General features: G+C 70.0%; 15 protein-coding genes. 4 read left to right on the top strand and 11 right to left on the bottom strand.

Annotation, left to right across the window (positions count from 1 at the left end; translation table 11 throughout):
• Together ACVFYP_RS08780 and ACVFYP_RS08775 are read right to left on the bottom strand one after the other, a co-directional pair.
• A complete protein-coding gene (locus ACVFYP_RS08780; protein ID WP_499199787.1) occupies nucleotides 1-2,082 on the bottom strand; it encodes a hydantoinase/oxoprolinase family protein in 2,082 nt (693 codons plus the stop codon).
• 81 nt (nucleotides 2,083-2,163) lie between these two features.
• Nucleotides 2,164-3,540: an esterase/lipase family protein gene (locus ACVFYP_RS08775; RefSeq protein ID WP_499199786.1), complete on the bottom strand. Its 1,377-nt coding sequence runs from the start codon at nucleotides 3,538-3,540 to the stop codon at nucleotides 2,164-2,166.
• Between the two features lie 78 nt (nucleotides 3,541-3,618).
• On the opposite strand from ACVFYP_RS08775, the gene ACVFYP_RS08770 reads away from it, so the two are divergent.
• Complete coding sequence (locus ACVFYP_RS08770) at nucleotides 3,619-4,299, top strand: maleate cis-trans isomerase family protein (RefSeq protein ID WP_499199785.1); 681 nt, start codon at nucleotides 3,619-3,621, stop codon at nucleotides 4,297-4,299.
• A gap of 4 nt (nucleotides 4,300-4,303) precedes the next feature.
• On the opposite strand, the gene ACVFYP_RS08765 is transcribed toward ACVFYP_RS08770, so the two are convergent.
• A complete protein-coding gene (locus tag ACVFYP_RS08765; RefSeq protein WP_499199784.1) occupies nucleotides 4,304-4,897 on the bottom strand; it encodes a calcium-binding protein in 594 nt (197 codons plus the stop codon).
• Between the two features lie 192 nt (nucleotides 4,898-5,089).
• Here ACVFYP_RS08765 and ACVFYP_RS08760 point away from each other — a divergent pair, with 192 nt between their 5' ends.
• Together ACVFYP_RS08760 and ACVFYP_RS08755 are read left to right on the top strand one after the other, a co-directional pair.
• The gene (locus ACVFYP_RS08760; protein ID WP_499199783.1) at nucleotides 5,090-6,712 is read left to right on the top strand and encodes an ABC-F family ATP-binding cassette domain-containing protein; all 1,623 of its coding nucleotides are present in this window, start codon (nucleotides 5,090-5,092) and stop codon (nucleotides 6,710-6,712) included.
• 62 nt (nucleotides 6,713-6,774) lie between these two features.
• Nucleotides 6,775-7,755, top strand: a complete 981-nt coding sequence (locus ACVFYP_RS08755; RefSeq protein WP_499199782.1) for a tripartite tricarboxylate transporter substrate-binding protein — start codon at nucleotides 6,775-6,777, stop codon at nucleotides 7,753-7,755.
• A gap of 3 nt (nucleotides 7,756-7,758) precedes the next feature.
• Here the strand turns inward: ACVFYP_RS08755 and mnhG are convergent, their stop codons facing one another.
• From mnhG to ACVFYP_RS08715, 8 genes are all read right to left on the bottom strand, one after another.
• A complete protein-coding gene (gene mnhG / locus ACVFYP_RS08750; protein WP_499199781.1) occupies nucleotides 7,759-8,139 on the bottom strand; it encodes a monovalent cation/H(+) antiporter subunit G in 381 nt (126 codons plus the stop codon).
• Nucleotides 8,136-8,429: a K+/H+ antiporter subunit F gene (locus ACVFYP_RS08745; RefSeq protein ID WP_499199780.1), complete on the bottom strand. Its 294-nt coding sequence runs from the start codon at nucleotides 8,427-8,429 to the stop codon at nucleotides 8,136-8,138. The genes mnhG and ACVFYP_RS08745 overlap by 4 nt, the downstream gene beginning before the upstream one ends.
• A complete protein-coding gene (locus ACVFYP_RS08740; RefSeq protein ID WP_499199779.1) occupies nucleotides 8,426-8,914 on the bottom strand; it encodes a Na+/H+ antiporter subunit E in 489 nt (162 codons plus the stop codon). The genes ACVFYP_RS08745 and ACVFYP_RS08740 overlap by 4 nt, the downstream gene beginning before the upstream one ends.
• Nucleotides 8,911-10,500: a monovalent cation/H+ antiporter subunit D gene (locus ACVFYP_RS08735; protein ID WP_499199778.1), complete on the bottom strand. Its 1,590-nt coding sequence runs from the start codon at nucleotides 10,498-10,500 to the stop codon at nucleotides 8,911-8,913. The genes ACVFYP_RS08740 and ACVFYP_RS08735 overlap by 4 nt, the downstream gene beginning before the upstream one ends.
• A 43-nt stretch (nucleotides 10,501-10,543) precedes the next feature.
• Entirely contained in the window at nucleotides 10,544-10,888 is a 345-nt protein-coding gene (locus ACVFYP_RS08730) for a Na+/H+ antiporter subunit C (RefSeq protein ID WP_216878680.1), read from the bottom strand.
• On the bottom strand, nucleotides 10,888-13,860 hold the full coding sequence (locus ACVFYP_RS08725) for a monovalent cation/H+ antiporter subunit A (protein ID WP_499199777.1): 2,973 nt from the start codon (nucleotides 13,858-13,860) through the stop codon (nucleotides 10,888-10,890). Before ACVFYP_RS08725 ends, ACVFYP_RS08730 begins: the two co-directional genes overlap by 1 nt.
• Complete coding sequence (locus tag ACVFYP_RS08720) at nucleotides 13,860-14,324, bottom strand: PTS sugar transporter subunit IIA (protein ID WP_499199776.1); 465 nt, start codon at nucleotides 14,322-14,324, stop codon at nucleotides 13,860-13,862. The genes ACVFYP_RS08725 and ACVFYP_RS08720 overlap by 1 nt, the downstream gene beginning before the upstream one ends.
• 134 nt (nucleotides 14,325-14,458) lie before the next feature.
• Entirely contained in the window at nucleotides 14,459-16,723 is a 2,265-nt protein-coding gene (locus ACVFYP_RS08715) for a PAS domain S-box protein (protein ID WP_499199775.1), read from the bottom strand.
• A 225-nt stretch (nucleotides 16,724-16,948) separates the two neighbouring features.
• On the opposite strand from ACVFYP_RS08715, the gene ACVFYP_RS08710 reads away from it, so the two are divergent.
• Nucleotides 16,949-19,330, top strand: coding sequence for a helicase-related protein (locus ACVFYP_RS08710; protein WP_499199774.1), 2,382 nt, complete (start codon nucleotides 16,949-16,951; stop codon nucleotides 19,328-19,330).
• Nucleotides 19,331-19,415: the final 85 nt, after the last annotated feature.

Genomic DNA, 19,415 nt, shown 5'->3' with positions numbered 1-19,415 from the left:
CTACGCCTCCCCCACCTCCACCACCAGATTCCCGAAGGGATCCATCGTCGCGACGTCGCCGGGATGCAGCCAGGTGGTCGCATCCATCTGCACGACGATCCCCGGGCCGCGCAGCACCGCACCGGCGCCAAGCCTGTCGCGATGCCAGACCGGCACGCGCGCCGGGCCATCCGCCAGTTGCACCAGCGCATCGTCCATTGCCGTCACGGCGCCGGCGGGCGGCACGCTGGCGGCCGCCGGGCCGGGCAGCGTGCCGAGGGCGGTGACGTCCAGCGTCACGATCTCCACCGCCGTGTCACGCTGCGCGAAGGTGTAGAGCTGTTCGTGATAGCTGTGAAAACGCTCCACAGCTTCGGCCAGCGCGGCGGCGTCGGCACGACGGCCGGGCCAGTCCACATACAGCTCGAAGCCCTGATGCACGTAGCGCATGCCGGCGCGCCAGCGGATTTCCCGCGCTTCCTCCGGCACCGCCTCCGCCACCAGCCAGGCGGCGGCTTCCGCATCCAGCGCGGCGAAAGCGTTGGTGAGCGGCGCGAGGTCCGTGACCGGCGCGCGCAGCATCACGGTTCGGGCAAATTCATTGCGCAGCGGCGCGGCCAGCAACCCCTCGGCGGAGAGCACGCCTGGCCGTGCCGGCACCAGGATGCGCTTCATGCCGAGCAGCCGCGCGATGGCACCGGCCTGCAAGGGCCCCGCGCCGCCGAAGGGCAATAGCGAAAAATCCTGCGGGTCAAAGCCGCGCTGCACGGAGACGACGCGGATCGCGCCCGCCATGGCATTGTCCGCCACCGCGACGATGCCGCGCGCCGCATCGGCCAGGCTAAGGCCGAGCGGCTTCGCGATACGCGTCTCGATGGCGCGCGCTGCCGCATCGACATCCAACGTGATGCCGCCATCCAGCAGGGAGGGCGGCAGCCGGCCGAGCACGAGATTCGCATCCGTCAGCGTCGGCGCCTCGCCTCCCTTGCCATAGGCAACCGGACCCGGCACCGCGCCGGCGCTTTCCGGCCCCACCAGCAGCGCGCCTTCCGGCGAGACCCGCGCAATGGAACCGCCGCCGGCGCCGATGGTGTGGATGTCGATCATCGGCAGGGTCAGCGGCCAGTCGCCGACGCGGCCCTCGCTGGTCAGGCGCGGCTCGCCGTCGATCAGGCTGATATCGGCGGAGGTACCGCCGACATCCAACGTGATCAGGCGCGGATGCCCCGCCCGCAGCCCCAGCGCCCGCGCGCCCACCACGCCGGCCGCAGGGCCGGAGAGGGCGGTCTGCACCGGCTGCTTCGCCGCGCCCTCGCCGCGGATCACGCCACCGCTGGACTTCATCAGCAGCAGCGGCGCGGCGATGCCACCCTCCCGCAACCGATCCTCGACGCGGCGGACATAGGTGGCGACGGCGGGCATGACATAGGCGTTCAACGCGGTGGCCATGCTGCGTTCGTATTCGCGGAACACCGGCAGCACTTCGGTCGACAGCGTGATGGGAATGCCCGGCAGTTCCTCCGCCAGGATCGCGTCGGCGCGCTGCTCATGGCGCGGGTCGGCATAGGCATGCAGGAAGCAGACGGCGATGGCCTTCATGCCGAGCCGGCGGAATTCCGCGGCGGCGGCGCGCACATCAGCCTCCTCCAGCGACGTCACCACGCTGCCATCGGCGGCCAGGCGTTCGCGGGCTTCCAGCACATGCTCCGGCGGAATGGGACGGCGCGGCTTCACCCAGGCGTAGAGGTTCTCGTGACGCGGAATGTCGTGGCGGCCGATTTCCAGCACATGGCGCAACCCGGCCGTGGTCAGCAGCCCGGCCTGGGTGCCCTTGTGTTCCAGGATGGCATTGGTGGCAACGGTGGTGCCGTGCAGCACATGCGTCACTTCCGCTGCCAACCGATCCGCCGAGGCCAGGATCTGCGCGATGCCATCGGCGAAGGCCTGGGATCGGTCAGCGGGGGTAGAGGGCACCTTGGCCTGCCAGCGCTGGCCGCTGGCGCGGTCCACCAGCACGATATCGGTGAAGGTGCCGCCGGCATCGACCGCGATGGAAAGCGGCCCCTTCCCATTGGATTGCGCCACCGCCTGCTGATCGCTCATGCCCGCTCCATCATCCGCACCCGGATGCTACAGCGGTTTCGCATGGCCTGGAAATCGGCCCCCGGCGCATTTATCCTGACGTTAGACGAAGTAGCACACCTTGTTGGCGATCTGGCCGAAGGGCAGCGGGTCCCGGTTCAGCCGTACCTCCAGGAAGGTGGTGGTGAAGGGCCAGAACAGCTTGGTGCCGGCGCGGCCGAACACCGCCGGCAGCTTCACCTCCGCATCCCAGACGCCTCTGTCATCCATCGCCGTCAGGTCCTGGGTCATCCTTTCGCTGTTCAGCCCGTGATAGCCGACGAGGTCGGAGCCGGAGGAGGCGATGATGCGCACCCAGAGGTCCGGCACCTGCCCCGCGGGAAAGCGCGCGAACAATTTCGTGAGGTTGATGTGGAAGCAGCGCAGGGATGGATCGGCGCGATAGGCATGCACATCGAGATCGAAGGGCACGCGCCTGTCCGCTGCCTGGTCGCGCGTGAACAGCTCGATGAAATAGTCGGTGATGGGGTCGCCGCGCTCGTCGATCGCGCGCACCACGAATTGCTGGTACTGGTCGATGCCATCCCGCGCCGCCCGCGTCGTATCCTCCGCCGTGTCGCGCCAGGCATCGAAGCCCGCATCATCCGCCACCTTCAGCGCCGACAGCACCAGATCGCGCAGCGTGCCGTCGGGCTTTTCGAGGATGGTGGAGTGGTTCTTGCCCGCCACGGGATAGAGCCGCATGGGCAGCGCGCTGCGCGCCGCCACATCGCTGGCAGCGATGCGTTTCGGATCATCCGGCGCACGCGCCTCGGCATCGCGCGCCAGGTCGATGCACAGCTTCTGGCTGTCCAGGCTGCACCCCGCCAACCGCACCGTGCCGTCCGAACCCTCCTCATTCACCAGCGCCTTCAGCCCCGAATAGCGCGCGGTGCCACAGAGGATGAAGACATAGGGCGAGTCCGCGCCGCGCCGGTAGAAGGGTTCCTTGCCCAGCAGGTCCTGATGCGCGAGGTCCCAGGTGAAGCGGCTGCCGAGTTCCAGCCCATCGAGGATCTGGTCACCAGCCTCCATGAAATCCGTGCCCGGAATCCGGTTGCCCTTGAAGATGGCGCCGAGATAGCCGCGGCCGCGATGCGCCAGCGGCGATCCATTGGTGGCCGGCGCCAGCGCCACCAGTCGCTTCAGCCGTGCCCGCCGGCCGCCATAGGTGGCGAGCCAGGACCGGATCACCAGCATGCCCGTGGAATGCACGATGGCATCGAAGGCCTGGTCGGGCGCGAGGCGCGTGCGCAGCGCGCGATCAAAACCCTCGGCGAGGTCCTTGATGGTCACCTCATTCGTCAGGCTCTTGTATTCGCAGATATGCACATCGGCCTCGGCATGGCCGGCGGCGACGAGCTGGCGCTTCCAGGGCTCGAAGGACAGGCCCTTGTCGGAATAGCCATGCAGCAGGATGATGGGGTTCTTCGCCGGCATCGTTGCCTCTCCGGGATCAGGCGAAAGCTGGCACCCGCCGCCGGGCACGACAATGGCGAAATGCGGAGGAGCAGGGCGATGACGCGCGCGATCCGGGTCGGGCTGATGGTGCCGGGCTCCAACACCACCATGGAAGCGGAGATGCGCGGCTGGCTGCCGGCCGGGTCCGAGATCACCCGCATCGGCATTCCCCCCTCCCCCGGCCCGCTGACGCGGGAGACGGTGCCAGCGCAGCAGGCGGCGGTGCTTGAACTCGCGGCGCGGTGCTTCTCACCGGCGACGCATGACCTGGTGGTCTATGGCTGCACCTCGGCCGGCTTCATCGCCGGGCCGGCGGGCGATGCGGCGCTGGCGCGAGGGCTCGGGCAGGTCACCGGCCTGCCGGTGGTGACCACCGCGCGGGCCATGGTGCTGGGCCTGCAACAGGCCGGCGCGAAGCGGATCGCGGTGGCGACGCCCTATCAGGACGCGGTGAACGACCAGCTTGTGGATTTCCTGGCCGATGGCGGCATCGCCGTGACCCGGCTGGAAACGCTGCGCGCCCCGGATGTCGCCGCGCTCTGCGCCATCCAGGCGCCGGAGGTGGAGGCGCTGGCGCGGCGGGTGATGGGGCCGGATTGCGATGCGCTGTTCATCGGCTGCACGCAGCTGCCAACGCAGCCCTTCCTGGCCGCGCTGGCCCGTGATGTCGGCCGCCCGGTCCTGTCCGCCGTCAGCGCGACGGCGGAGCAGGCGATGCGGGCGCCGATCCCGGCCTGAAAAGCTACTCGCCGCGGCCCGTGAAGTGCTGGTAGCTGCCGTTCACCAGGGACTCCATGCCGGTGAAGCGGATGGTCTCGTTGCCGATGGTGATGGTGCCGCTGACGCCGGTCAGGTTGATGGAATGGGTGGACATGGTCGGGCGCGGGGAGCCGGAATCGGGGGTGATGGCGGAAAACAGCTGCTGCAGCGTCATCCCGGTATCCTCAAGCACCAGTTGGTCGGTGCCACCGCCGCCATTGATGCTGTCGTTGCCCTCGCCGGGGTGCCAGCGGATCACGTCATTGCCCTGCTGGCCATAGACCTGGTCGCCATTGATGACGTCCGCGCCGGTGCCGCCCATGATGACGTCGTCCCCGGCACCGCCATAGATCGTGTCGTTGCCCTGGTTGCCCATCAGCGTGTCGTTGCCGGTATAGCCGTCGATGTAATCGCCCGCCGCGCCGCCGGTGACGATGTCGTTGCCGCCCTGGGCGTTGATGTAGTCGCTGTTGCTGCCGCCCCGCACGGTGTCGTTGCCGCCGGTGATGGCGCCGCCCACCACCTGGTCCAGGCTGGCCTCGTCGAGGGGGGCGGCGGGGGTGTTCTGGGTGCTCATCGGGCTGCTCCGTGGTTGTCTTGGCGTATCGACATCAAAGCCGAACCGGCGCGATGACACCAGCGGCCTGCCATCTATTCCACCCATAGGCAGCCCCTGCCCCCCCGTTGGTGCCGAGGGCTTCACCCCGTGCCCTGGCCCGGCGTCCATGCCATAAGGCGCCCCGAAACACCGTGAGCGCCTGACCGACCGATGATCCGCCTGGACAATATCAGCAAGCAAAATGGCCGCCAGCTTCTGTTCATCGAGGCTTCGGCAGCGCTTCAGAAGGGCGAGAAGATCGGCCTGGTCGGCCCGAACGGCGCGGGCAAAAGCACGCTGTTCCGCATGATCACCGGCCAGGAGCCGCCGGATGAGGGGCTGATCCTGGTCGATCGCGGCATCACCATCGGCTTCTTCAGCCAGGATGTGGGCGAGATGTCGGGCCGTTCCGCGGTGGCGGAAGTCATGGACGGCGCCGGCGATGTCAGCACCATCGCCGCGGAGTTGCGGGAGCTGGAGGCCGCCTTCACCGACCCCGACCGCGCCGATGAGATGGACCAGCTGATCGAACGCTTCGGCGAGGTGCAGGCGCGGTTCGAGGAGCTGGGCGGCTACGCGCTGGAAGGCAAGGCGCGGGAGGTGCTGGCCGGCCTGTCCTTCAGCCAGGCGATGATGGATGGCGATGTCGGCGCCCTGTCCGGCGGTTGGAAGATGCGCGTGGCGCTGGCCCGCATCCTGCTGATGCGCCCCGATGTGATGCTGCTGGACGAGCCGAGCAACCACCTCGACCTCGAAAGCCTGATCTGGCTGGAGCAGTTCCTCGCCCAGCATGAGGGGGCGCTGCTGCTGACCTCGCACGACCGCGAATTCATGAACCGCATCATCAACAAGGTGATCGAGATCGATGGCGGCAGCCTGACCAGCTATGCCGGCGATTACGAATTCTACGAACAGCAGCGCGCCATGGCGGAGAAGCAGCAGCAGGCGCAGTTCGAGCGCCAGCAGGCGATGCTGGCCAAGGAAATCAAGTTCATCGAGCGTTTCAAGGCCCGCGCCTCCCACGCCGCGCAGGTGCAGAGCCGGGTGAAGAAGCTGGACAAGATCGAACGTGTGGAGCCGCCGAAGCGCCGGCAGTCCGTCAGCTTCGAATTCCTGCCCGCGCCACGCTCCGGCGACGATGTCGCCAGCCTGCGCGGCGTGCATAAAAGCTATGGCGACCGGGTGATCTATCAGGGGCTGGACCTGCTGGTGCGGCGGCGGGAACGCTGCTGCGTGCTGGGCACCAATGGCGCCGGCAAATCCACCCTGCTGAAGCTGGTCACCGGCGCGACCACGCCGGATGCCGGCAGCGTGGCGCTCGGCGGCAGCGTGAAGCTGGCCTATTTCGCCCAGCACGCCATGGAATTGCTGGATGGCGGCCGCAGCGTCTTCGAATCGCTGGAGGATGAATTCCCCCGCGCCAACCAGGGCTCGCTCCGCGCCCTCGCCGGCTGCTTCGGCTTTTCCGGCGACGAGGTGGACAAGCCCTGCCGCGTGCTGTCGGGCGGGGAGAAGGCGCGGCTGGTGATGGCGCGGATGCTGTTCGACCCGCCCAATTTCCTGGTGCTGGACGAGCCCACCAACCACCTGGACATGGCCACCAAGGAAATGCTGATCGCCGCCCTGGCGCAGTATGAGGGCACCATGCTGTTCGTCTCGCATGACCGCCACTTCCTGGCGGCCCTGTCGAACCGCGTGCTGGAAGTGACGCCGGAGGGCATCCACGACTATGCCGGCGGCTACACCGAATATGTGGCGCGCACGGGCCAGGAGGCGCCGGGCCTGCACGTCTGAGCGGGCGCTTGCCTAATTCCCAGATGTTGCGACACTTTCCGCAATATCTGGGAGGTTCAAAGATGTCCGTTATCCTCAGGCGGGGGCTGCTCGCTCTCGCCTTGTCCGCTGGCTTTGCTGGCTTGGCCGCCGCGCAGGGCGCCTATCCCTCGCGCCCCATCACCATGGTGGTCGGCTTCGCCCCTGGTGGGCCGGCCGATATCATCGCCCGCCTCATCGCGCCGTCCATCGGCGCCCAGCTCGGTCAGCCGGTGGTGGTGGAAAATGCCTCCGGCGCCGGCGGCTCCATCGGCCAGGCGCGGGTCGCCGCGGCGCGGCCGGATGGCCACACCATCCTGTTCGGCAGCCTGGCCCAGGCCACCATCCCGACGCTCTATCGCAACCTCAGCTTTGACCCTCTGGCCTTGCAGCCGATCGGCATGGTGAACGAGGTGCCGATGTCCATCATCACCCGCCGCGACTTCCCCGCCGCCAATCTGACGGAGCTGGTGGCGAAGGTGCGGCAGGAGGGGCTGCGCCTCAATCTCGGCAATGCCGGCATCGGCTCCACCAGCCATCTGTGCAGCCTGCTGCTGATCTCCGTCATCGGCACGCCGGTGACGCTGGTGCCCTATCGCGGCAATGCGCTGACCATGAACGACCTGATGGCCGGCAATCTGGACATGAGCTGCGACCAGACCACCAACAATGCCGAGCATATCCGCGCCGGCTCCATCCGCGGCTATGCCATCACCACCCAGGCGCGCGCCCGCGCCCTGCCGGATGTGCCGACGACGGCGGAGGCCGGGCTGCCGGAGATGCGCATGTCCGGCTGGAACATGCTCTTCGCCGCCGCCGGTACGCCGCCGGAGGCCATGCAACGCCTGAACGCCGCCCTGCTGGCGACTTTGCGGGAGGAGGCGGTCGCCGGGCGGATGATCGAGCTCGGCAGCCTGCCGGCGGAAGGCGAACGCACCACGCCCGCTGGGGCCGAGGCCTTCTGGCGTGGCGAGATCGCGCGCTGGCGGCCGCTGCTGGAAGCCTCCGCCCGCAGCGGGAATTGAGGGTCAGCCGTCCCGGTCGGTCGCAGCCGGGGCGGCATCATCCTCGGAGGGGGGCACGCCTTCCCGCCCCTCGCGCCGGTCGCGATAGACGGCGGCACGCGTCAGCAGCATGAGGGTGACGGGCGTGGTCAGCGCGACGAAGACCGCGATCAGCACCTCGTGCAGCACCAGCCGCGTCTGCAGCACGGAGAAGAACAGCATCGAAGCCAGCAGCACGAAGCCGATGCCCAGCGTGGTGCCCAGCGTCGGCGCATGCACCCGGTCGTAGAAGTTCGGCAGGCGCAGCAGGCCGATGGTGCCCACCAGGGTCAGCGCGGCGCCGGCCAGCAGCAGCAGCGCGACCGGCAGCGCGGCCCAGAGCGGAAGATCCGCGCCGCCGTTCATTCGATCACCTCGCCGCGCATCAGGAATTTCGACAATGCGGCGGTGGCGACGAAGCCGAACAGGGCAATGGCGAGCGCGGCCTCGAAATACAGGTCGCTGCCGGTGCGGATGCCGAAGACCAGCAACAGGATCGCCGCCGTCACATACATGGTGTCCAGCGCCAGCACCCGGTCCTGCGCCCGCGGGCCACGCAGCAGGCGCCAGGCGCAGCAGGCCAGCGCCAGGCCCAGCATCACCTGCGCCAGCAGCACCGACCAGAACAGCAGCGCGCCGCCAAATCCTCCGGTCATTCGAAGATCTCCCTCAGCGGCGTCTCGTAGCGATCCTTGACGATGTGCAGCCATTCCTGCTCGTCGATCAGGTCGAGCACATGCAGCAGCATGGTGCTGCGCGTGGAATCATATTCCACCCAGACCGTGCCCGGTGTCGCGGTCAGGATGCAGGCCAGCGCCGCCAGGCCGTAGGGCGCGCGCATGTCCAGCGGGATCACCACGAAGCCGGAGGTGCGCTGCCGTGTCTCGCGGCTCAGGATGATGTGCGCCACGGCGTTGTTGGAGCGGACGATTTCCACCATCACCACCCAGACCAGCCGCAGCGCGGCGCGGGACCGGCGGAAGCGGCCGCGCGGCAGATCCAGCAGCACCGCCACCCAGCAGGCCGCCAGCGCCAGCACCAGCCCGACCAGCGCCGCGCCGGGCGAGACCGTCTGGTTCAACAGCAGCCACATCACCAGCAGCGCGGCGGCCAGCAGCGGGAAGGGCAGCAGGCGCCTCATGGCATCGCCCCCATCACGCCGCGCAGATAGGCCGTGGGCGCATGCAGCGCATCCGCCGTCGCCTGCATGTATTGCAGCACGGGCCCCGCACCCACGGTCATCGCCAGACTAAGCGCCAACAGCAGCAGGATAGGGGCGAATTCCAGCAGGCCGATGCGCGGCAGATTGCCCTCCGGCGTCACCCAGAAGGCATCGATGCCGGCGCGCGTCATGGCGATGATGGTGGCCAGCCCCGAGAGCAGCAGCGCCCCCGACAGGGCCCAGCGCAGCAGGCCGGTCTCCCCGGCCGGCGGCAGCAGCGGCGCCAGCATGGCGAACTTGGCCAGGAAGCCGGAGAGCGGCGGCAGCCCGGCCAGCAGCAGGGCGCAGGCGAAGAAGCTCAGCCCCAGCACCGCCTTGGCGGCGGGGATGGCGACGCCGATCTCCTCATCCTCCATGTCCTCCTCCTCCGCCTCGCCAAAGGCCTCGCGCGTCACCGCCAGCACGTCGGCGCCGACATCGCGGCCCCGCTCGGCCAGCTCGATCAGCAGGAACAGCGCGGCGATGCCGGGCACGGAGCTGGCCAGGTAGAACAGCGCGCCGGCCGTCACCCCCACCTGCCCCACCCCCATCGCCGCCAGCAGCGTGCCGGAGGAGACCAGCACCGCCGCCCCCGCCAGCCGCGCCATGTTCTGCGTGGCGAGCACGGCGATGGAGCCGAAGGCGATGGTCAGCAGCCCGCCCACTACCAGCCAGGTGCCGCCGAAGCCGGCCGAATCGCCCGCGCCTTCCCCGAAGAACAGCAGCCAGATCCGCAGCACGGCGTAGACGCCGACCTTGCTGAGGATGGACAGGATGGCGGCGGCGGGCGCGCTGGCGGCGGCATAGGTGGTGGGCAGCCAGAAGCCCATCGGCCACATGCCCGCCTTGATGAGGAAGGCGATGCCGAGGATCGCCACCCCCGCCTCCACCAGCCCGCGATCCTGCGCCGGCAGGGCCGGGATGCGGCTGGCCAGGTCGGCCATGTTCAGCGTGCCGACCAGCCCGTACAGCATGCTGACGCCCACCAGGAACAGCAGCGAGGCGCCCAGGTTGACCGCGATGTAGTGCAGCCCGGCGCGCACCCGCGCGGTGCCCGAGCCATGCAGCACCAGGCCGTAGGAGGCGGCGAGCATCACCTCGAAGAAGACGAACAGGTTGAACAGGTCGCCGGTCAGGAAGGCGCCGTTCAGCCCCATCAGCTGAAACTGGAACAGCGGGTGGAAATGCGCGCCCGCCTTGTGCCAGCGCGCCAGGGCGAAGGTCAGCGCGCAAAGGCCGAGCACCGCCGTCAGCACCAGCATCAGGGCCGAGAGCCGGTCCAACACCAGCACGATGCCGAACTGCGCCGGCCAGTTGCCCAGGCGATAGACCTGCGTCGCCGTCTCCTCCGCCCCCGAGGCGCGCAGCATCAGCAGGATGGCGATCACCACCAGGGCCGTGGTGGAGGCGATGGCGAGGCCCGTGACCAGTCCGCGCCGCCGCTCCCCGGCCAGCACCATCAGCGCGCCGACCAGAAGCGGCAGGATGATCGGTGCGATCATCAGCTGTGCGGTCCAATGCATCATGCCGACGCCCTCAGGCGCAGGTTCGGAATCCGGGGTTGGGACATCACCGCTCCCTCTCCCGCCCATCGACATGGTCGGTGCCGGTCAGGCCGCGGGAGGCGATGAGCACCACCAGGAACAGCGCCGTGGTGGCGAAGCTGATGACGATGGCGGTCAGCACCAGGGCCTGCGGCAACGGGTCCGCATGGTTGGCGAGGCTGCCCACAGCGCCGGGTTCCAGCACCGGCGCCAGGCCGGTGCGCAGCCCGCCGGTGGAGAAGATGAACAGGTTCACGGCATAGGACAGCAGCGACAGCCCCATGATGACCTGGAAGGTGCGCGGCCGCAGCAGCAGCCACATGCCCGATCCGGTGAGCACCCCGATGCCCAGCGCGACGACGAGTTCCATCAGACGCCTCCCGCGCCAGGTGTGGCCGGAGCCGTCTGGCCCGGTGCCGAGGACGGCGTCGCCCGCAGCTTCGCCAGTGGCCGGGCCGCGGCGCGATGGCCGCGGATCGACTGGTGCGCGAGCGCGATCAGCATCAGCACCGTGGCACCCACCACCAGGGCGAAGATGCCGATGTCGAAGATCAGCGCGCTGGCCATCGGCAGGCGGCCCAGCCAGCCAAGATCGGCATAGGCGAAATAGGTGGTCAGGAAGGGCATGCCGAACAGCCAGGCCGCCGCCCCGGTCAGGGTCGCCAGCAGCAGGCCGAAGCCGATCCAGCGCAGCGGCCGCAGCACCAGCCGCGCCTCCAGCCAATCGGCGCCGCCGATCATGTATTGCAGCAGGAAGGCGATCGACAGGGTGAGCCCCGCCGCGAAGCCGCCGCCCGGCAGGTCATGCCCGCGCAGCAGCAGATACACCGCCACCAGCCCGAAAACCGGGAACAGCAGCCGGGTGATGACGGAGGGCACCAGCAGCCAGTCGGAGACGGTGTCGCCATCCTGCCGGCGCGGATCGGCGACATCATGGTCGCGCTGTTCGCGCTGCTGTTCCGGCAGGTCGATGCTGTCCGGCGCCGGACGGAAGCGCCGCAGCAGTGCGAAGACGGTCAGCGCCACCGCCGCCAGCACGGCGATTTCGCCCAGCGTGTCGAAGCCCCGGAAGTCCACCAGGATGACGTTCACCACATTGGTGCCGCCACCCTCGGTATAGGCGCGGGCCAGGAACTGGTCGGCCAGCAGGTCCGGCGGCAGGCGCGTCATCACGCCATAGGCCAGCGCCGCCATACCGCCGCCCGCCGCGATGGCCAGCGCCAAATCGCGCAGACGGCGGGACAGGCTGACAACCTCCACCGCCGGCCCGGCCCCGGCGCCCATCCGCTTCGGCAGCCAGCGCAGGCCGAGCAGCAGCAGCACGGTGGTCACCACCTCCACCAGCAACTGCGTCACCGCCAGATCGGGCGCGGAGAACCAGACATAGGTGATGCAGACCACCAGCCCGGCGCCGCCCAGCAGAATCAGCGCCGCCAGCCGGTGGTACTTCGCCATCCAGGCCGCGCCGAGCGCGCAGCCGGCGCCCACCAGCCAGACCACGGCAATCACCGGATCGATCGGGCTGGCCGGGACATTCCCCTGGAAGAAGCCGCGATGCCACACCGCCCAGCCGGCGGCGAAGACCGCGACACCCATCATCAGACGCAGCTGCTGCTGCAGCCGGCGGGTGCCGAGCAGCCCCTCCAGCGCCCGCGCCAGGCGCCAGGAGAGGAATACCATGGCCCGTTCGAACAGGCGCCGCCCCTCGATCCGGCGCAGCAGCGGCACGCCTTCCCGCCCGCTCAGCAGATAGCGCTGCAAGGCGAGATACAGCAGCACACCGCCGACCAGCGCGATGATGCTCATCAACAACGGCAGGTTAAAGCCGTGCCAGACGGTCAGGCTGTAGACCGGCGTCGCCTCCCCCAGCACCGCGCGGGCGCCCATGTCGAGGAAGGGGCCGATCGTGGCAGCGGGCAGCACGCCCACCATGATGCAGGCCAGCACCAGGATCTCCACCGGCGCGCGCATCCAGGCCGCGGGCTCATGCGGCGTCTGCGGCAGGTCCACCGGATCGGGGCCGAAGAAGGCGCCGTGCAGGAAGCGCAGCGAATAGGTCACGGCGAAGGCGCTGGCCACCATGGCGAACAGCGGCAGCAGGCCGAGCGGCGTGGCGAAAGGCCCCTGGGCGGTCAACGCCTCGGCGAAGAACATCTCCTTGGAGATGAAGCCGTTCAGCAGCGGCACGCCGGCCATGGCGGCGGAGGCCACCAGCGCCAGCCGGGCGGTGAAGGGCATCGACCGGTTCAGCCCGGACAGTCGCCTTATGTCCCGCGTGCCGGTCTCATGATCGATGATGCCGGCGGCCATGAACAGCGAGGCCTTGAAGGCCGCATGGTTAAGGATGTGGAAGATGGCCGCGACCATGGCGAGGTCGCTGTTCAGCCCCAGCAGCAGGGTGATCAGCCCCAGATGGCTGATGGTGGAATAGGCCAGCAGACCCTTCAGGTCGTGCTGGAAGATGGCGATATAGGCGCCGATCAGCAGTGTGATCAGCCCGGCGGAGCCGACCAGCCAGAACCAGGCATCCGTCCCCGCCAGCACCGGCCAGAGCCGCGCCATCAGGAACACGCCCGCCTTCACCAGCGTGGCGGAATGCAGATAGGCGGAAACCGGCGTCGGCGCCGCCATCGCGTGCGGCAGCCAGAAATGGAAGGGAAACTGCGCGCTTTTGGTCAGGGCGCCGAGCAGGATCAGCACCAGCATCGGCACGTAGAAAGGATGCGCGCGGATCACATCGCCCGCCGCCAGCACGCGGTCCAGGTCATAGCTGCCGACGATCTGCCCCAGCACCAGCACGCCGGCGAACAGTGCCAGCCCGCCCATGGAGGTGACGGTCAGCGCCATGCGGGCGCCATCCCGCGCCGCCTGGGTGTGGTGCCAGTATCCGATCAGCAGGAAGGAAAAGAGGCTGGTCAGCTCCCAGAAGAAGACGAGCTGGATCAGGTTGCCGGACAGCACCACGCCCATCATGGATCCCATGAAGGCCAGCAGGAAGGCGAAGAAGCGCGGCACCGGATCTTCGCGCGACATGTAGTAGCGGGCGTAGAGAACCACCAGGAAGCCGATGCCGGCGATCAGCCCGGCGAACAGCCAGGCGAAGCCATCCAGCCGCAGCGACAGGTTCAACCCGAGCGTGGGCATCCAGCCGATCTCGGCCCGCAGCAGGCCGCCGACCGACACGGCGGGATAGGCGGCCCAGACCAGCGCCAGCGCCACCAGCATGACGCCGCCGGCCAGCCAGGCCGCGGCATCCCGCGCATGCGTCGGCAGCAGCATGGCGATCAGCGCGCCAGCGAAAGGCAGCCCGACCAGGACCGCGAGAAGAAGCTGCTCCGGCATCAGTCCTCCGCCGCCGCCCCGCCCTGGCGCAGCAGCGCCGAGGCTTCCTCCGCCGTGCCCACGCGGCGCAGCTTCTGCAGGAAATGCGGGTCGCGCAGCGGCCGGCACAGTTCGGACAGCGCGGGCAGGAAACCCTCCGGCTGCGATTCCGGCCAGAGCACGGCGAAGACCAGGTCCACCGGCTCCTCGTCCCGCGCCTCGAAATCCACCGAGCGTTGCAGCCGGGCGAAGATCATCAACGGCGGGTCCTCCCCGGGCAGGCGGGCATGCGGCAGGGCCACACCGCGGCCGAGCGCGGTGGTGCCCAGGCGTTCGCGCGCCAGCAGCGCCGCCAGCACCTCCTGCTCATCCCGCCCGAGGCGGCGCGCGGCCTCCGCGGCCAGGGTCTGCAGCAGCGCCTTCCGATTCGGCGAAGCGAGATCGAGAAGGATATGGTCCGCAGACAGCAGATCGGTGGCCCGCATCAAGTGCTCCCCGGCCCCTGGCCGTTCGGGTGGTTCGCCCATCGGTCATGCGCCAGCCAGGACGCCGCGACCAGGGATTGTCCTACGCCCCGTCATCAAGATCGCGCTTGGACGACGATTTCGTGGGGCAGGCTTTAGCCCGAAGGTGAAGATTCGGCAATTTTTGGGTCGGGCCGGACACCGCCTGGCCAGGGCCCCGGCAAGGGCACCTCCATTTCGCAGACCAGCCCGCTGGCCTGCCAGTCCAGCCGCACCGCCCCGCCCAACTGCCCGGACAGCGTGGCATCCAGAACCCGCGACCCGAAGCCGCGACGCTTCGGCGGTGCCGGCAAAGGCGGGCCGTCACTTTCCACCCAGCGCAGCCACAGCCGCCCTGCCTTGGTCGCGTGCCAGTCCCAGACCACCCGCACCCGCCCCGTGGCGACGGACAGCGCGCCGTGCTTCACGGCATTGGTCGCCAATTCGTGGAAGGCCATGGCGAGGGCCTGCGCGAGGGCGGGTCCCAACGCCACCTCCGGCCCTTCCATGCTCACCCGCTGGCCGATCACGAAGGGGGCGATCTCGCCCTGCAGCAAGGTGGCCAGGTTGGCACCGCGCCAGCGATTCCCGGCCAGCAGGGTCTGGGTCCGCGCCAGGGCCCCGACCCGCCCCTCGATGGCCTTGATATAGCTCGGCAGGTCCGGCGCCTTGGTCAGCCGCAGCGCAGCCTGCACCACCGCCAGCGCGTTCTTGGCGCGGTGGTCCACCTCCCGCGCCAGCAGCGTCTGCCGCTCCGCCGCCTCATGCTGGTCGGTGATATCGCGGGCGACGCCGGCCAGGGTTCGGGGCCGACCCTCCTCGTCGCTTTCCACCACCGCGCCGCGGGAAGCGATCCAGCGCCAACCGCCACCCGGGCGCGCCAGACGGAACTCGGCATCGAAACGGGAGGCTTCGCCGCGCAGCATCGCCGCCAGCCCCGCCTCGACATGGGGGCGATCTTCGGGATGGATGGGGCGAAGCCAATGCTCCAGCGGTGCCCCCTCGGGGCTGGCCCCACGCAGCATATCCGCCGGCAACCCTTTCGCCTGGCCGAGCCCGCGCCAGACATCATATTCCCAGATACCAAAGCCCACCGCCTCCAGCGCCAGGCGCAGCCGGGCCTCGCTGGCGCGCAGCGCGGACTCCGCCGCCTTGCGGTCGGTGATGTCGATATGGGCGCCATAGGTCACATCGCGCCCGCCGGCCCGCACCCCCTGCACCCGCACCAGCACGTCCCGGATCGCGCCACTGCTGGTTCGGTGCCGGGCCTCGAATTCCTGCGCGCCCGGACCTGCCGCGCGCGCGCGCCCACGGGCACGGATGGCGGCGGGATCGCCCAGCGCGTCGACATCGCCGATATGCAGCCGCAGGAAGGCCTCGCGGCTGTAGCCGTAATCCATGCAGGCCCGCGCATTCACATCCAGGATCGCATGGGTCTCCGGATCGATGACGATCACCGCGAAGGGGGCGGCGTCGAACAGCGCGCGCTGCCGCGCCTCACTCTCCCGCGCCTTCCGCTCCGCCTCGCGCAGATCGGTGACATCGGTGACGCTCTCCGCCACCGCCACCGGCCGCCCCGCCGCATCGCGGCGCAGGGCCTTGCGGATGGACACTGTGCGCAGGCTGCCATCGCGGTGCCGCTGCACCACATCACCCTGCCAGTGCTCACCCCGCAGCAACTGCGCCTCGATCGCCGCATGCGCGATGGGGAAGCGGCTGTCGAGCAGCGCATGGGCCGATCGGCCCAGCGCCTCGGCGGCGGTCCAACCATAGATATCCGTGCAGCCCGCCGCCCAGAAGCGGATCGTGCCATCCAGGTCACGCACCAGAACGCTGGCGAGGTCCAATGTCTCCAGCAGCTCACGCTGCGCCGCCTCCGCCTGGCGCTGCCCGGTGACGTCGACATTCACGCCGATCATGCCAAGGAACCGGCCATCGGTGGCGAAGCGCGGCCGCGCCTCCGTGCGCAGCCAGTGCCAGCCGCCATCGGCGTGGCGGTAGCGGGCCTCCGCCACAAAGCCCTGGCGCAGCCGCATGCCAGTGGCAAAGGGCTCCGCGAGGCCGGCGGCATCGTCCGGATGCAGGGTGGAAGACCAGTCGAACGTGGCCAGGTCGCTAGGCGACACGCCCCAGAATGCCCGCAGCGCCCGGTTCAGATAGATGCACTTCCCCTCGGCATCGCCCATCCACAGCAGCGCCGGCGCATCTTCCGCGACCTGCCGGAACAGATCGTCCTCCACCGGCGCGGCTGGTGTTTGCAGAAGGCGCAGCCCGGCTGATGTTTGCAGGAGGCGCAGCCCGGCTGCGACGACCTCCTCTGCGGTGGCATGACGACCGCTCTCGATCTCGGCCTCGATGAAGGCCGCGAGGGGCTCCGTCAAAGCAACATTGCGGGTCCTGCTCGGCGCCATATCGAGCTATGTCGCGCCCGCACCCAATGCGAGTCAACCTGGGGGCGAAGACCCTGCCGGGATGCTCACACCCGACGCGCGGGGCCGAAACCCCGATCCCCGTCGGGCGGATAGGGCCGGCGATTTCCCGGGACCGGCAAGGCATGGCATGATGATGCGGCGGGCCATGCCCCGTGGCGGCTAGGAGAGAACCCGGTGCCGCAGGACCCATTCGGGGCAGAGCAGGACACGGCCCTGCGGGCCGCGGCGGAAGCCGCCGGCCTGACGCTCAATCCGCCAGAGATGCGGCCGCTTTGGCGCGCCCTGGGCGGCGCATTGCCGGCGGATGCCGCCGCGCTGCGTGAGGCCCTGTTGACCTTGCGCCGCCGCGGCTGGCGCGTCCGGCTGGCCGACCTCGCCCGCCGTGCCACCGGCCTGCCCGCGCGGGGCGAGGACCTCGATGCTGCTGCCGCCGCCCTGACCCGCCTCGACTCCGGGGAGTCGGACCTGTTGCGCGCGCTACGGGAGGCCGTGCTGACGCGCCTGTCCGGCCATGCCGGGCTGGAGACGGCGCTGGCCGCCGCGCTCGAAGACCTGCCCCGCCCGCCCAATGGCGAACCGACGCTGGAGGCCATCGCCCATTGCGCCGGCCTGGTGGCCGAGGCTTTTGCCCTGCCCGCCTCCGACGCCGCCGCCTTCACCCGCCGCGCGACGGAGGAGGAGCGCCGCCAGCGCACCGCCCGCCGCGCCGCCGCCAAGGCTGCCCGCGAAACCCAGGCGGAGGAGGAGGGGCGCCTCAAGGATTGGGAATCCTCCCTGGTGCGGGCGGAGGCCCTGCCCGGCCTGCTCCAGGCGAGCCGGTCGGAAGTGGAAGGCTGGCTGCGCGAGGGCCGGCTGCCGGTCGCGCGCCATGTGCCGCTGCGCAAGGGCGGCCGCCGCATCCGCGTGCCGGAATTCGACCCCGTCGCATTGCGCCAAGTGGTGCCCACCCTGCGCGCGCCCCGCCCTGCCGCCCGCGCGCCCAGCGCGCCCCCGGTGGCTGAGGAAACCCGCCGCAGCAGCAATGCCACCATCGCCCGCATCGCCGGGCTGGACCGCTACGCCGCGCATTTCGCCACCGCCCGGGCGCTGGATCGGCGCATCATCGCGTGCCTCGGCCCGACCAATTCCGGCAAGACCTATTACGGCCTAACCCGGCTGGCGGAGGCCGAGAGCGGCGTGGCGCTCGGCCCCTTGCGGCTGCTGGCGCATGAATATCGCGACGCGCTGGAAGCCCGCGGCGTGCCCACCTCCCTCTCGACCGGGGAGGAACGCATCGACAGCCCCGGCAGCCGCCATACGGCGGCGACGGTGGAGATGTGCCCCTTCCACACCCCCTTCGACGTGGCGGTGGTGGATGAGGCGCAGATGCTGGCCGACCCGGAACGCGGCCCGGCCTGGACCGCGGCCATCATGGGCGTGCCGGCGCGCACCGTCATCGTGCTCGGTGCGCCGGATGCGGCGCCGATGCTGCGACGCCTCGCCGCGCTCTGCGGTGACCCGTTGGAGGAAATACGGCTGGAGCGGATGGGCCCGTTGACCGCCTCCCCCACCCCCGTGCCGCTGGATGAGATCGGCCGTGGCGACGCCGTCATCGCCTTCTCCCGCCGGGAGGTCTTCGCCCTGCGCGCCGCCCTGCTGCGCAAGGGGCGCAGCGTCGCCGTGGTCTATGGCGCCCTGGGCCCGAGCGTCCGCCGCGCTGAGGCCCGCCGCTTCCGCGAAGGGGAGGCGGAGGTGCTGGTGGCGACGGATGCCATCGGCATGGGGCTGAATATCGGCCCGCTGCGGCGCGTGGTCTTCTCCGCGCTCAGCAAATGGGACGGGCAGTCGGACCGGCCGCTGACGGTGCAGGAGATCAAGCAGATCGGCGGCCGCGCCGGGCGCTTTGGCGGCGCCCATGCGGAAGGCGTGGTGGCGGTGCTCGCCGGCGGTGGCAATCCGAAGGACATCGCCCGCGCTTTGGCCGCCGGCCCGACACCGCCCGTGGATCTGCGCCCGCCGGTGGCGCCCGATGCGGATATCGTCGCCGCCGTCGCCGCCGAGATCGGCACGCAAAGCCTGTTCGGCACGCTGCGCCGCATCGAGCGTTCCGTTTTGCGGCGGGACGACCCGAATTACCGCCTGGGCGACCTCTCCACCCAGATCGCCATCGCCGCCGCCGTGGATGGCGTGCGGGAGTTGTCGCTGCTTGACCGCTGGACCTATGCCATGTGCCCGGTGGATGCGCGGGATGAGGGGGTGCAGCGGTTGTCCGACTGGGCGGTGGCGCATGCCCTTGGCAGCGCCATCCCGCCACCCCGCGCCGGCCGCCTGCCGCCCCCCGACCGCGCCGGGCAGGAAGCCCTGCAACTGGCGGAGCGCGTGCATCGCCGCCTGGTCGCCTGGCGCTGGATGGCGATGCGCTTCCCGCTGATCTATCGCGACCTGGAAGGCGCGCTGGCCGAGAGCCGGCGTCTCAACCTGTGGATCGAGGCCGTGCTGTCGGCCCAGCCCAGCGAACGCAACCGCGCGGGGGAAGGACTGGCGCAGCCGGCCTTCAAGGGGCGGAAGCGGCGTTAGCAGGCCTGACGGTTGCGCCGCCTGTGCGGTCGAATGGGGGCCGCTCCAGTGCTCTCCTGGTCGTGCTATGAGATCATCGATTCCT

This window comes from Roseomonas sp. F4 (genome assembly GCF_053891155.1).
The sequence above is the reverse complement of the archived record's forward strand: the minus strand, read 5'-3'. Positions and strand labels throughout refer to the sequence as shown.